This is a genomic window from Nocardia wallacei (assembly GCF_029868745.1).
Taxonomy (GTDB): Bacteria; Actinomycetota; Actinomycetes; order Mycobacteriales; family Mycobacteriaceae; genus Nocardia; species Nocardia wallacei_B.
Genome location: NZ_JARWOP010000234.1, coordinates 1 through 12,951, shown reverse-complemented (window position 1 = coordinate 12,951; position 12,951 = coordinate 1). Strand labels below are relative to the sequence as shown.

At 69.9% G+C, this 12,951-nt stretch carries 10 protein-coding genes and 1 pseudogene; 6 read left to right on the top strand and 5 right to left on the bottom strand.

What is annotated here, in order from left to right; genetic code table 11:
- From erm to QH470_RS20135, 3 genes are all read left to right on the top strand, one after another.
- Nucleotides 1-823: 23S ribosomal RNA methyltransferase Erm (gene erm / locus QH470_RS20145; RefSeq protein WP_425302715.1), on the top strand; the 823-nt coding region annotated here is incomplete at its 5' end.
- A gap of 33 nt (nt 824-856) precedes the next feature.
- On the top strand, nt 857-1,561 hold the full coding sequence (locus QH470_RS20140; RefSeq protein WP_280273945.1) for a demethylmenaquinone methyltransferase: 705 nt from the start codon (nt 857-859) through the stop codon (nt 1,559-1,561).
- Nucleotides 1,562-1,739: 178 nt separating this feature from the next.
- The gene (locus QH470_RS20135) at nt 1,740-5,714 is read left to right on the top strand and encodes a bifunctional nitrate reductase/sulfite reductase flavoprotein subunit alpha (RefSeq protein ID WP_280273944.1); all 3,975 of its coding nucleotides are present in this window, start codon (nt 1,740-1,742) and stop codon (nt 5,712-5,714) included.
- A 99-nt stretch (nt 5,715-5,813) separates the two neighbouring features.
- Here the strand turns inward: QH470_RS20135 and QH470_RS20130 are convergent, their stop codons facing one another.
- Nucleotides 5,814-6,848 carry an aldo/keto reductase gene (locus QH470_RS20130; RefSeq protein WP_280273943.1) on the bottom strand — a complete coding sequence of 345 codons (1,035 nt, stop codon included), beginning with the start codon at nt 6,846-6,848 and terminating at the stop codon, nt 5,814-5,816.
- Nucleotides 6,849-6,931: 83 nt separating this feature from the next.
- Here QH470_RS20130 and QH470_RS20125 point away from each other — a divergent pair, with 83 nt between their 5' ends.
- Nucleotides 6,932-7,549, top strand: a complete 618-nt coding sequence (locus QH470_RS20125; protein ID WP_280273942.1) for a TetR/AcrR family transcriptional regulator — start codon at nt 6,932-6,934, stop codon at nt 7,547-7,549.
- Nucleotides 7,550-7,633: 84 nt separating this feature from the next.
- On the opposite strand, the gene QH470_RS20120 is transcribed toward QH470_RS20125, so the two are convergent.
- Entirely contained in the window at nt 7,634-8,218 is a 585-nt protein-coding gene (locus QH470_RS20120; protein WP_280273941.1) for a TIGR03086 family metal-binding protein, read from the bottom strand.
- 227 nt (nt 8,219-8,445) lie between these two features.
- On the opposite strand from QH470_RS20120, the gene QH470_RS20115 reads away from it, so the two are divergent.
- Nucleotides 8,446-8,670 (top strand): hypothetical protein, encoded by a 225-nt coding sequence (locus QH470_RS20115; RefSeq protein WP_280273940.1) that lies wholly within the window; start codon nt 8,446-8,448, stop codon nt 8,668-8,670.
- A 3-nt stretch (nt 8,671-8,673) separates the two neighbouring features.
- On the opposite strand, the gene menD is transcribed toward QH470_RS20115, so the two are convergent.
- Complete coding sequence (gene menD, locus QH470_RS20110) at nt 8,674-10,296, bottom strand: 2-succinyl-5-enolpyruvyl-6-hydroxy-3-cyclohexene-1-carboxylic-acid synthase (protein WP_280273939.1); 1,623 nt, start codon at nt 10,294-10,296, stop codon at nt 8,674-8,676.
- Between the two features lie 89 nt (nt 10,297-10,385).
- Between menD and QH470_RS20105 the strand changes: the two genes are divergently transcribed.
- Entirely contained in the window at nt 10,386-11,213 is an 828-nt protein-coding gene (locus QH470_RS20105; protein WP_280273938.1) for a siderophore-interacting protein, read from the top strand.
- A gap of 249 nt (nt 11,214-11,462) precedes the next feature.
- Here the strand turns inward: QH470_RS20105 and QH470_RS20100 are convergent, their stop codons facing one another.
- Nucleotides 11,463-11,909 (bottom strand): DUF6918 family protein, encoded by a 447-nt coding sequence (locus QH470_RS20100; RefSeq protein WP_280273937.1) that lies wholly within the window; start codon nt 11,907-11,909, stop codon nt 11,463-11,465.
- An 86-nt stretch (nt 11,910-11,995) separates the two neighbouring features.
- A pseudogene (locus QH470_RS20095) lies at nt 11,996-12,651 on the bottom strand (PaaI family thioesterase).
- Nucleotides 12,652-12,951: the final 300 nt, after the last annotated feature.

The window sequence follows — 12,951 nt, the reverse complement described above, 5'->3', positions numbered from 1 at the left end:
AACATTTTTCTTCCGCCCCCGCCCGTTCCCCACCACCCCCCGGCCCCCCCCCGGCGCGGGCGGGGGCGGCCCCCCCACCACGCTGTCCCAGAACTTCCTCGTCGACGCCCGTGCCGCGGCGAAGATCGTGCGCGCCGCCGGAATCGAGCCGGGCGGCCTGATCCTCGAGGTAGGTCCGGGTGACGGCATGCTGACCAGGCATATTCTCGCCGCCGGCGGCCGGGTGCTGGCCTACGAGAAGGACCCGCACTACGTCGCCCGCCTGCGCCGCCGCTACGGCGGCAACGACCGAATCCGGCTGTACCACGCCGATTTCCGCGATGTCCGGCCGCCGCGCGTTTCCTTCTCGGTGGTCGCGAACGTGCCTTTCGGGATCACCACGGATATCGTCCGCTGGTGCCTGGCGGCCCGGCCGCTGACCACCGCCACGCTGCTGACCCAGCGCGAGTTCGCCCGCAAGCACTCCGGTGACTACGGGCGCTGGTCGAAGCTCACCGTCACCCACTGGCCGTGGGTTTCGATGACCCTGGGTGATGTGGTCGCGCGCAACAGCTTTCATCCGGTCCCGCGGGTCGACGCCGCGGTGCTGCGGTTGCACCGCCGCCCGCGGCCGCTGCTGCCCGACGCCGCGGCCCCGGAGTACCACCGCCTGGTCGAACTCGGTTTCTCGGGGGTGGGCGGGTCGGTCGCCGCCTCGCTGCGCCGCGAATTCCCCGTCCGTGCGGTCCGGCGTGCCTGTGCCGCAGCGGGAATCGCGGCCGACGCACCGGTCGGCCACGTACCGCCCGATGCGTGGACGAGGGTGTTCCGCGTGCTGCTGTGATCAGCGCGGCGACGGCACGTTAGTGTCTGGATCGTGGCGAAGACAGAGTCGTTCCGGGCCTCGCTGGACAAGCAGCCGCACGAGGTCGCGTCGATGTTCGACGGGGTCGCGAAGCGGTACGACCTCACCAACACGGTGATCTCCGGTGGCCAGGACCGATATTGGCGGTGGGCTACGCGCCGGGCGCTGCAATTGCGGCCCGGCGAGCGGGTCCTGGACCTGGCCGCCGGGACCGGTGTGTCCACTCTGGAATTCGCCAAGTCCGGGGCCTGGTGCGTCGCCACCGACTTCTCCCAGGGCATGCTCGCGGCGGGCCGGTTCCGGAAGGTGCCCATGGTCGCCGGCGACGCCACCGCGCTGCCGTTCGCCGACGCGGTGTTCGACGCGGTGACCGTCTCCTACGGGTTGCGCAATGTGTCCGATCCGGACGCGGCCCTGCGGGAGATGCTGCGCGTCACCAAGCCGGGCGGGCGGCTGGTGATCGCGGAGTTCTCGACGCCGGTTTTCGCACCCTTCCGCACGCTGTACATGGAGTACCTGATGAAGGCGTTGCCGCGGGTGGCACGGGCCGTCAGCAGTAATCCGGACGCCTACGTCTACCTCGCCGAGTCCATCCGGGCGTGGCCGAATCAGCCGCAGCTGGCGCTGCGCATCGCCGATGCCGGGTGGTCGGCGGCGAAGTGGCGCAACCTCACGGGCGGGATCGTCGCGCTGCACCGGGCGTACAAGCTCGGATAGCACGCGATCGTGATACTGCTCACGTCGCTGCGGGGTTACCTTCGGTCACCACGGAAAGCCGCCTTGACCAGGCGCTGATCCGATCTCACAGGGACTGTCGGGGCAAGTGAGAACTTTCGCAACGTCCCGATAACGTCCGGTAAATCCGGCGCAATCCCGGCTGCGCATCATCGGACTCATGTCGGACGCAGCCGCGGGCAACCCGAGCACGACCAGAACGGCGTGCTCGTATTGCGGCGTGGGCTGTGGCATCGTCGTCGAGACCCGCACCGACGAGCAGGGCGCACAGGTGATCGCGAAGGTGCAGGGCGACAAACTGCATCCCGTCAACGCCGGTCGCCTGTGCACGAAGGGCGCCACCCACGCCGAGCTGATGCGGGCGCCGGGTCGCATGACCACCGCCCATCGCCGGCCCGAGCGCGGGCAGTCGCCCACGCCGGTCCCGGTGGACGACGCGGTGCGCGAGGCCGCCGCCCGCCTGCGGACGATCCTGGACGAGCACGGGCCGGACGCGATCGCGCTGTACGTCTCGGGGCAGCTGTCCATGGAGGCGCAGTACCTGGCGAACAAGCTGGCCAAGGGTTATCTCCGTACCCTGCACATCGAGGCCAACTCGCGGCTGTGCATGGCCAGCGCGGGCACCGGCTACAAACAGTCGCTCGGCGCGGACGGGCCGCCCGGGTCCTACGACGATATCGACCACGCCGACCTGTTCTTCGTGATCGGCGCGAATATGGCCGACTGCCACCCGATCCTGTACCTGCGCATGGCCGAACGCCGCAAGGCGGGCGCGAAGCTGATCGTCGTCGATCCCCGGCGCACCGAAACCGCCGCGCACGCAGACCTTTTCCTGCAGATCGCGCCCGGCGCCGATCTCGCGCTGCTGAACGGGCTGCTGCACCTGCTGGTCGAGAACGGCGATATCGACAAGGATTTCATCGCCGAGCACACCGAGGGCTGGGAGTCGATGCCGGAGTTCTTGGCCGACTATCCCCCGGCCCGGGTCGCCGAAATCACCGGCCTCGCCGAGGACGACATCCGTACGGCCGCGCGGTGGATCGGCGCGGCGGGCGAATGGATGTCGCTGTGGACGATGGGCCTGAACCAGTCCACCCACGGCACCTGGAACACCAACGCACTGTGCAATCTGCACCTTGCCACCGGCGCCATCTGCCGCCCGGGTAGTGGGCCGTTCTCGCTGACCGGGCAGCCGAATGCCATGGGCGGCAGGGAAATGGGCTATATGGGACCGGGGCTGCCCGGCCAGCGCAGCGTGCTGTCGGCGGGCGACCGGAGCTTCGTCGAGACGGCGTGGGGGCTCGCGCCGGGCACACTGCGCGACGAGTCCGGGCCCGGGACCATCGAGATGTTCCGCGGCCTGGCGCAGGGACGGATCAAGGCGTGCTGGATCCTGTGCAGCAATCCCGTGGCGTCGGTGGCGAATCGCAAGACCGTCATCGCCGGGCTGGAGGCCGCGGAGCTGGTGATCGCGCAGGACGTCTACACCGAGACCGCCACCAACGCCTACGCCGACCTGCTGCTGCCGGCGACGCTGTGGGCGGAATCCGAAGCGACCATGGTGAATTCGGAGCGCACCGTCACGCTGCTGCAGCGCTCGATCGACCCGCCCGGTGACGCGCGACCGGACTGGCTGCTGATCGCCCAGGTGGCGACCGCGATGGGTTTCCCGGGCTTCGAGTACGGCTCGAGCGCCGAGGTCTTCGAGGAGATCCGCGGTTTCGCCAATCCCGCAACGGGTTACGACCTGTCAGGGATCGACTACGACCTGTTGCGCGACGGCCCGGCGCAGTGGCCGTGCCCCGATCCGGACCGTCGCCGCAACCCGATTCGCTACCTGAACGACGGTGTCGCCCAGGAGCTGTACACCGACGGGTCGGGGCGCCGGCCGCGGCTGGCCTTCGCGACACCGAGCCGCCGGGCGGTGTTCTGGGCGCGCCCGCACCTGCCGCCGGACGAGATGCCCGACGACGACTACCCCTTCGTGCTCAACACCGGCCGGCTGCCGCATCAGTGGCACACCATGACCAAGACCGGGCGGGTCGACAAGCTGAACCGGCTCAACGGAAAACCGTTCGTCGAGGTGCACCCCGGCGATGCCGAGCGGCTCGGCATCGTGGCAGGCGACCAGGTCGAGATCGCCTCGCGCCGCGGGCGGGCCGTGCTGCCGGTGCGGATCAGCGATCGGGTGCGGCCCGGCGACTGCTTCGCGCCCTTCCACTGGAACGACGAGCAGGGCGAGTACCTGACCGTCAACGCGGTCACCAACGACGCGGTCGACGCCGACTCGCTCCAGCCGGAGTTCAAGGCCTGCGCGGTCGCGCTGCGCAAGGTGGCCGCCATGTCCGAACCCGCCACCGAACAGCCCGCGCTGCCCGAGGCGGCGCCGCTGTCGCCGCACAGCCGCCTGTGGCTCAACGGGCTGCTGGCCGGGATGTACTCGCGCGCGGGCGAATCCGACGGGGCCGACGAGGCGCCCGCGGGCCGCGCGGTGACGGTGCTCTGGGCCTCGCAGACCGGGACGGCGGAGGAACTGGCCGCGGCGGCGGCCGCCCGGCTCGCCGACTCGGGGTACCGCCCGCGACTGCTCGACATGGATTCCTGTGAACTAGCCGACCTGACCGGCGACGCGCTCGTGATCACCAGCACCTTCGGTGACGGCGGGCCGCCGGACAACGGCGCGGACTTCTGGGAACGATTGCACGACAGCGCCGTCCGATGCACCGGCCTGCGCTTCGCGGTCTTCGCCCTGGGCGACTCCTCCTACGACGAGTTCTGCGGGCACGGCCGCACACTGGACCGGATACTGGGTGAGCGCGGCGGCACCCGGCTGCTCCCGCGGGTCGACAGCGAGCCCGACCACGAGGAGCTGTCGGCGCGCTGGCTCGACGACGTGCTCGCCGCGCTGGACGGCTCCGGTCCCGCGGCGCCCGAACCGGATTCGCCGCCCGGCCCGCCGCCGGGTCGTGGTGCGACCATGGTGTTGTCGCGTCCGGCTCCGCCTGCCACCCGCACCACCCGGACCGCGCCGCTGTTCACCCGCAACGCCCCGCTGCACGCGCCGCTGGTGCGCAACACGCTGCTGTCCCGTCCGGGCGCCGGAAAAGAGGTGCGGCAGTTCGGTTTCGACCTGCGCGGGTTCGAGGCGACCTACGAGGTCGGTGATTCGCTGGGCGTGTGGCCCGCCAACGACGAGGAGCTGGTGGCCGAATGGCTCGCGGCGACCGGACTGGACGGACAGCGCGGCGTCGAACTCGATGCCCGGGAAGTGCCGCTGGCACAGGCGCTGCACACGCATTACGACATCACGAAGGTCAGCCGCGACCTGCTGACCTTCATCGGCGAGCACAACCCGAGCCCGCAGTTGGCCAAACTGCTGCGCCGCGACAACCGCAACGAGCTGGAGCGCTATTTGTGGGATCGGCAGGCGGTCGACGTGCTGCGCGACTTCCCCGTCCGGGCCGAACTGGTCGAGTGGCTCGGCGCACTGAAAAAGCTGCAACCGCGCCAGTATTCGATCTCCTCCAGTCCGCTGGTCGATCCGCAGGAGGTGCAGCTGACCGTCGGCGTGGTGCGCTACAGCGAGCGCGGCGGGGTCTGCTCGACCTTCCTCGCCGATCGCTGCGAGGATGCCACCGTGCCGGTATTCCTGCAGCGCGCACCGCATTTCCGGCCGCCGCTGGACCCGAACGCGCCGATGATCATGGTCGGGCCCGGGACCGGGATCGCGCCGTTCCGGGGCTTCCTGCACGAACGCCGCGCGCTCGGATGCCGCGGCCGCAACTGGCTGTTCTTCGGCGACCAGCACGCCGCGGACAACTTCTACTACCGCGACGAGCTGGAGGATATGTTCCGCTCCGGCTTCCTCACCCGGCTGGATCTGGCCTTCTCCCGAGACCAGCGGGAGCGGGTCTACGTGCAGCACAGGATGATCGAGCACGGCGCGGAACTGTGGGGGTGGCTGGTCGACAACGGTCATCTCTACGTGTGCGGCGACGCCGGGCGGATGGCTCGCGACGTCGACGACGCGCTGCTGACCCTCGCGCAGGTGCACGGCAAGCTCGACGCCGACGGCGCGCTGGCCTTCAAGAAGCAGCTCATCGCCGAGAAAAGATATGTGCGCGACGTGTATTGAGCCGTCGCGACGAGGCACCGGCCGGGGTATCGGGCCGGCCGGTGCGGGCGGACGCCGCGATCACAGACTGTGGTCGCGGCGCCCGTCTGCGTGTGCGCGCTAGACGGCCGGCGGGTTGAGGCGGGCGAAATCGGGCAGGCGATAGTACGGGTAGTAGGGGTAGGGCGGCGTGACGGCGCTCGCCTTGTCCAGGCGGGCGATCTGGTCCGCGGTCAGCTGCCAGCCGACCGCGCCGAGGTTCTGGCGCAGCTGGTCCTCGTTGCGGGCGCCGACGATGACGGTGGCGACGGTGGGGCGCGTCAGCAACCAGTTCAGGGCGATCTGCGGGATCGTCCGGCCGGTCTCCGCGGCGATGTCGTCGAGGGCGTCCACCACGTCGTAGAGCAGGTCGTCGGACACGGGCGGGCCCGCCTCGGCGGTCTTGTGCAGGCGGCTGCCCTCCGGCAGTGGTTGCCCACGCCGGATCTTGCCGGTGAGACGGCCCCAGCCGAGCGGGCTCCACACCACGGCGCCGACGCCCTGATCGCGGCCCAGCGGTAGCAGCTCCCACTCGTAGTCGCGGCCGACCAGCGAGTAGTACACCTGATGGGCGATATAGCGCGGCAGGCCGTATCGGTCCGCTGCCGCAAGGGATTTCATCAATTGCCAGCCCGCGAAGTTCGACGCCCCGACATAGCGGATCTTGCCCGACCGGACCAGGTCGTCCAGCGCGGCGAGCACCTCCTCGACCGGTGTACCGGCATCGAAGGCGTGCAGCTGGAACAAGTCGATGTAGTCGGTGCCCAGCCGCCGCAGCGCCGCCTCGACCGCGCCGATCAGCCGGGAGCGGCCCGAACCCGCCTCGGCCGGGCTCGGACCGGTGGGCAGGGAGGCCTTGGTGGACAACAGGACCCGGTCGCGGCGGCCCGCGATGGCCGCGCCGAGTACCTCTTCCGAGGCGCCGTCGGAGTACACGTCCGCCGTGTCGAACATGGTCACACCCGCCTCGACAGCGATGTCGACGAGCCGGCGGGCCTGTCGGGCGTCGGTGTCGCCCCACGCGCCGAACAGTTCGCCGCGCCCGCCGAACGTGCCCGCGCCGAAGCTCAGCGCGGGTACCAGCAGACCCGAATTTCCCAGCCGCCGATACTCCATGACCACTCCTAAAAGGAACTGTAGTTTCATTAACACTGCCGACAGTACACTGCATGCAGACCTAATGGAACTGGAGAACCGTTATGACTCAGGACACGCCGAGCCCCGGGTCCGTACGTCCGGGCGGTCGCACGGCCCGCGTCCGCGCGGCCGTCCTGCGCGCGGCCGGTGACCTGCTGACCGAACGCGGCTTCGCGGGACTGGACCTGACCGAGGTGGCCGTCCGCGCAGACGTCGGCAAGACCACCGTCTACCGCCGCTGGCGCACCCCCGCCGGCCTGGTCGCCGACCTGCTGTCGGAGATGGCGGAAAGCTCACTCCCCCATGCCGATACCGGGTCGCTGCGCGGCGACCTGCTCGCGAACGCTCGCCTGGTGGCACGGACCCTCGCGGACCCGCGTCAGGGCCCGCTGTTCAAAGCCCTTGCGGCCGCGGCGAGTTGCGACAGCGCCACCGCCGTGGCCCTGCACGCCTTCTACGATGCCCGCCTCGCCGAATGGTCGCCGTGTATCGCGGCCGCCGTCGCCCGCGGCGAACTTCCCGACGGAACCGACTCCCGCGCAGTCCTTTCCGCCGTCTCCGCCCCGCTCTACTACCGACTACTCGCGAGCGGCGACCCCATCGACGACCAGGTTGCCACGACCGCGGCCGACGCCGCGGCCCTCGCCGCCCGCGCCGGATTGTTCACCACGACAGCCTGATCCGCGGTCTGCCGAAGCGCACCCACGTCCCGGGCGCAACAGCATGCGAGGCGCACGCCCGCATGTCGTTGCTCGGTCCTGGGCTCAGGCTGCCGACCACGCCGGGTCGCGGCCGGTGCGCCCCAGGACGCGATCCCACAGCGGCGCCTCGTCGGGCACCGGCACCGTCGGGCCGAACAGGCCGGGGACGCCCTCCGGCGGGGTCTGTTCCAGCATGTCCATCAGCACCGCCAGGTCCTGCTCGGCGGGGTGGTACGGCTGACCGGTGGCGCAGGCGAGATCCCACCCGTGGATGACCAGTTCGTCGAGCGCGACCACGGCTATCTCGAGGGCGGGCGCGACCACCCCGCCCGCTTCGGTCTCGCCGTCCCAGGCCGCCGGTTCCCGCCAGGCAGCCACCAGCGCCTTCAACTGAGCTGGGATCCGCGTGCGCCAATCGTCCACCAGCGGCGCGTCGGGGCCGGTCTCGGGCGGGATCGAGCGACCGACCGCCTCCTTGGTCGCGGCCTGCCGGAACGCCTCGGTGAGACCCACCACATGCACGAGGAGATCGCGCACGGTCACATCGGTGCACGGCGTGTGAACGGGCAGGTGATCGTCGGTGATCCCGGCGATCACCGCCGCCAAACCCGTCGCGGCCGATTCCAGATCGAACGCCGGTTCCGTCATGGTTGCTCCTTCCAGGGCATGACGCGCCGCATCTCGGGCATCCGTGGATTGAGACGGGACCGGCCCGCAGAACTCATCGCCGATATCGCACCGACGAGGCGGCCGGCCCGGAGGAGTGAGTGAAACGTAGTGGCGGAGAGGTTGCCAGGCGGGCTCGGGCGGCGCATTCTCGATGGTGCCCGGTCACCCGGCCGGCGAATCGGCCCACTCGCGGGAAGGAGCAACCGATGACCGATCGAACCCTCGATACCGGCGCCATCGACGCAGTTCCGGAAGCCGATTTCATGGAGCAGGCCGTACCGGCGTTCCCGGAGGACGACGACGCGGAGACCGACGTTCCCGTCGGCGCCACCGAGCGGGAGGCCGCCGAGGCCGACGTGCTAGAGCAGTCCATCCCGGTGCCCCTCGACGACGACTACGAGGACGCGGGCGACGCCGAGAGCGAGTACTGACCCCTACCCGATGCCGGCGCGCACGGTGGCGTGCAGCTCGCGCAGGCTGGAGCGCTCGGTCGCCACCTCCAGCACCCGGATGCCGTGCGCGTGCCCGGCGAGTTCGACGGCCAGTTCGCCCGGATCGACCTGCCGGTGCGGGACCCGGTAGGCGGCGCACAGCGCGGCCAGATCCATGCCGTGCGGCGTGCCGAACACACGCTCGAACACGCCCGCGTACTGCGGGTCGCCCTGTTCCAGCGTTTCGAAGATGCCGCCGCCGTCGTCGTTGGCGACCACGATGGTCAGGTCGGCCGGGCGCGGCTCACCGGGCCCGAGCAGCAGTCCGGACGCGTCGTGCAAGAAGGTCAGGTCGCCGATCAGCGCGACCGTGCGGCCCGGATGGCTCAGCGCGGCGCCGACGGCGGTCGAGACGGTGCCGTCGATCCCGGCCACGCCGCGATTGGACAACACCTTGACGCCCGGTCGCGGATACGACACCAGCGCGGCGTCGCGCACCGGATTCGAGGCGCCCAGCAGTAGCTGGTCGCCGCCGCGCAGCGCGTCCATCACCACGGCCGCCACGTGCAGCCCGGTCGGCTTGGGATGCCTGGCCAGTTCGTCCCGGACCACTCCACAGGCCTTGGCGTTCAGCTCGGCGCAGTGCTCGAGCCACTCGCGCCGCGGCGCGCCCCCGGTGATCGCGCGGGTACCGGTGCCGACCACATTGCCGGACACGTCGGGCCAGCGCGGCCCGGTGGTGAGCGCGTACACGGTGATGTCCGGGTCGGCGAGCACCTTCGACACCTGGCGGTGCAGCGTGGGGCGGCCGGTAATGATCGCCTGCCGCGGCCGCAGCAGCGACAGCGCCAGCGGGTGCAGCGCGGGGCCGTGCATGGGGGCGGTGGGTTCGGCCACCGTCGGCAGTTCGGCCAGCTCCGGGCGATGGCCCGCGCCGTGACCCGAGATGACCACCGTGTCGGGGGTCAGATCGATGTCCAGGGGCACGTCGAGAGTCGCGTACTGCGTTGCGGTCCAAGGCTTTCCCCCGACCCGCCCGGCCGGGAACGACTCCCCGAGCAGCGCGTCGGGGACCAGCGGTTCCCGGAGCGGGATGTCGAAATGCACGGGCCCGGCATTGCCGGAGCGGGTACCGCGCGCCGCGGCCAGCACCCGGCACACCGCCGCGCGCCACACGCTGTTCTGCCGCCGGTAGCCCTCCTCCGCCTCGGCCAGCCCGAGGCTCATGGCGGCGCGCACCTGGCTGCCGAACAGGCCGAACTGTTCGATGGTCTGGTTGGCCCCGCTGCCCAGCATCTCGTAGGGCCGGTTGGCGCTCAGCACGATCAGCGGCTGGCGCGCGTAGTTGGCCTCCAGCACGGCCGGGCCGAGGTTGGCCACGGCGGTCCCCGAGGTCATCACGACCGGGACCGGGCGGCCGCTGGACACGGCCAGGCCGATCGCGAGGAATCCGGCGGTGCGCTCGTCGATGCGCATGTGCAGCCGCAGCCGCCCCTCGGCATCGGCGGCCTGCAAGGCGAAGGCCAGCGGCGCATTTCGCGATCCGGGACACAACACGACATCCTGCACGCCTCCGCGTGCCAGCTCGTCGACGACGACCTGGGCCTGTGCTGTCGAAGGGTTCACAGGCCCAGCCTCCCAGAGAGCGTCGGCCCGTGGGGAGTCGGCCCGCTCACACCTATCGCCCGAAGTTAGGGTTTGCTAACCTAACTCACATGGCCAAGCGCACCAAGTACCTCAAGCCCGAGGAGCGGCGGATCCTCACCGTCGAGGTCCTCGCGAGCAAGCGGATCAGTCCGAGTTTCGTCCGGGTCACGCTGGGCGGCGACGGACTGGGCGAGTTCGTCCCGATGGGCTACGACCAGTGGTTCCGGCTGTTCCTGCCCGGCCGCAACGGGCTGCGCCTGCCGACCGCGGCCAGCAATCTCTGGTACGCGCAGTATCTGATGATGAGCAAGGACCAGCGGCCGGTGGTGCGCAATTACACGGTGCGCGAATACTTTCCGGCCGGGCGGGGCCGCTTCGGCGACACCGCCGAACTGGACGTCGATTTCGCCATGCACGGCGAGCACACCCCCGCGTGCGCATGGGCGAGCGGCGCCGCCATCGGAAGTGAGGTGGGCCTGCTGGACGAGGGCATCATGTACCAAGCGCCGCAGCACACTTCGTGGGCGCTGCTGGTCGGTGACGAGAGCGCGCTGCCCGCGGTCGCGGGCGTGCTGCGGTCGGCCCCCAGAGACCTGCGCGGCGCCGCCTTCCTGGAGGTCCCCCACCCCGACGACGCCCAGGACCTCGGCGAACCCGAAGGCGTACAGGTGCATTGGCTCCCACGCCCCGACCCCACCACCCAGATAGGCGCCCCCGCACTGGACGCGGTGCGCGCCGCGGAACTCCCCGAACAGGGCATCTACGCCTTCATCGCAGGCGAGCAGAAATTGGCCTCCGGCCTGCGCCGACACCTGGCATCCGAACGCGGAATCCCGAAGGCCGACATCACTTTCACGGGCTACTGGCGCATCGGAAAGTCGGCAGGGGAAATGTAAGGCGAGCACATTCGACGTGCGCCGACGCAACTTTCGCGAACCGACGCACCTCGACGAAGCCGCGGGGCACTCACGCAACCCCGCACGGTATGTACGCACCAACGCAACCCGCACGGTTTGTGGCCGCCCCGCCGTTCGGTGCCCGGTGCGCATGCGACGAAGTCGCGAGCACCGGGTACCGAACGGCGGGGTCACGAGGCCACAAACCCGCCGCGCCGAAGGCGCGGCCAATTATCAAGCCGCGGCCAATTATCCAGCGTGCCGCTGGACCAGGTCGCCCACGCGCGGGAGGGCCTCGGTCACATGCTTTTTCGCCGAGGAGCGCACCGCGGAGTACGCCTTCTTCAGAGCCGGGCGCGAGGAGCTCTCGGCCCGCGCGTCGGTCACCGCGAGCAGTGCCTCGGCGACCTCGTCCTGCTTGGACACCAGCAGGTCGGCGAAAGAGCCGTTACCCGAGGCCTGGTATTCCGCCCAGTACGGCTCGAGCCGCTCGACGAACTTCGGCACGAACGACTCCAGCCCGTCCGTGACGATGGTCGGACTGACCTTCTTCGCCGCCGCGTACGCACCCTTCACAGCCAGGCCGGACGCGCCCCCCTTGTCCGACACCTCCGCTTCCAGCACCTGCTGGGCATCGGCGATGAAGGCCGGTCGCTTGGCGTCGTCGAGCAGGGATTCAGACAGTGCTGCAACCACTTTCAGGTTCCTCCGGATAGTTTTTCGATGAGCGAGCGCACGCAACTATACGCACCGGACGACCATGGCACACACGGTCCGACCCGTCACGGTTGCCAGGGCAGCAACTGCACCATGAGCCCTTCACAATCGGCCAGCAATGTTTCAGATTCGTCGGTCAGCCGTGCGGTGACGAAGGTCTTACGGCCCTCGATGCGATCGACGGTGCCTTCCACCAGCAACGGCGTCTCCAACGGAGTGACTTTCCGGTAGTTCACATGCAGGTACGCGGTGCGGCTGATAGGTCGTCCCGCGTAGTGCACAAGCGATCCGAACAGGTCGTCGAAAGCAGCGGCAACACGCCGCCGTGCACCGCACTGTTGCCCCCCAGGTGGTATCGCCGGAACTCACCCCGCATCCGCACCCCGCCCGGCCCCGCCTCGACAACATTCCACGGCGGCATGAGCAAACTCCCGCGCCCCGGCAACGCGGTCACCCGCCCCGCCGGACTCTGCGATTCCGGCGCCCGATAAGGCTCGAGCAGCTCGATCAGCTCCCGAGCCTTCCCCCACGCCTCCCCATACACCTCCTCGCTGCAATCCGCCGAAACCGCCAAATCCTGCAACGTCCGCATAGCCTCGACAAACCCCCCGAAGTTCGGCCCCGGCTGAGCCTCCGCAACCTTCGGAAACCCCCCATGATGCTCATACCGATCAGCCCCCATCGCACTCCGATCGATAACCGGCTCCACGCGCTCACTCATAACTGCACCGTAACCCCCATTCTTACGCCGTCCAACCCAACCCACGAGTAACTACCCCCACACGCCCCCCACCCAGCACCCGAATCGCCGCACCTCCCCACCCCACACACCACGCGCAACGCCGCACCAATCCACCCACACACACCACGCGCAAAGGCCGCACCTATCCACCCCACGCACCCCCCTCCGTCAAAAACCTCCCCTGTAGCACGCCAACCCCGCAAGTTTTCGGCGCGTCTCGGTTTTCGGGTGCCGCTGCAATGCGACGAAGGAGCCAGCAGCGGCACCCGAAAACCGAGA

Coding starts and splice junctions, on each gene's coding strand:
- QH470_RS20135 (WP_280273944.1), top strand. CDS start 1,740: ATGTCGGACGCAGCCGCGGGCAACCCGAGCACGACCAGAACGGCGTGC.
- QH470_RS20130 (WP_280273943.1), bottom strand. CDS start 6,848: ATGGAGTATCGGCGGCTGGGAAATTCGGGTCTGCTGGTACCCGCGCTG.
- QH470_RS20125 (WP_280273942.1), top strand. CDS start 6,932: ATGACTCAGGACACGCCGAGCCCCGGGTCCGTACGTCCGGGCGGTCGC.
- QH470_RS20120 (WP_280273941.1), bottom strand. CDS start 8,218: ATGACGGAACCGGCGTTCGATCTGGAATCGGCCGCGACGGGTTTGGCG.
- QH470_RS20115 (WP_280273940.1), top strand. CDS start 8,446: ATGACCGATCGAACCCTCGATACCGGCGCCATCGACGCAGTTCCGGAA.
- QH470_RS20105 (WP_280273938.1), top strand. CDS start 10,386: ATGGCCAAGCGCACCAAGTACCTCAAGCCCGAGGAGCGGCGGATCCTC.